Source organism: Shewanella sp. S1-58-MNA-CIBAN-0166, from assembly GCF_040310085.1.
Classification (GTDB): domain Bacteria; phylum Pseudomonadota; class Gammaproteobacteria; order Enterobacterales; family Shewanellaceae; genus Shewanella.
Genome location: NZ_JBEOPN010000131.1, coordinates 1 through 276 on the forward strand (window position 1 = coordinate 1; position 276 = coordinate 276).

Below are 276 nucleotides of genomic sequence, written 5' to 3' on the forward strand. Positions count from 1 at the left end.
GAGTTAGCGCCAGAGCAAGATTTGGGGCGTTTAGTCTCTTTTTTACGTTCGAGATTAGCCATTCATGTTGATGCCAAGTTACTTCCTATGGACTTAACTTCTGCGCAATATATTGTGGTTGTACTACTTGCGAGAGAGTCGGTTAATACGCTTGCAGGACTTTGCGAATATATGGTTTATGATCGTGGCGCTATGAGCCGCTTATTAAACCGACTTGAAGAAAAAGGACTCATTATTAAAACGCAATGTGAGCTTGATAAGCGCTCAACTATTTTG

1 protein-coding gene is annotated in these 276 nt (G+C 41.3%); it reads left to right on the top strand.

Annotation, left to right across the window (positions count from 1 at the left end; genetic code table 11):
• Positions 1–276: MarR family winged helix-turn-helix transcriptional regulator (locus AAEY99_RS21395; protein WP_351011973.1), on the top strand; the 276-nt coding region annotated here is incomplete at both ends.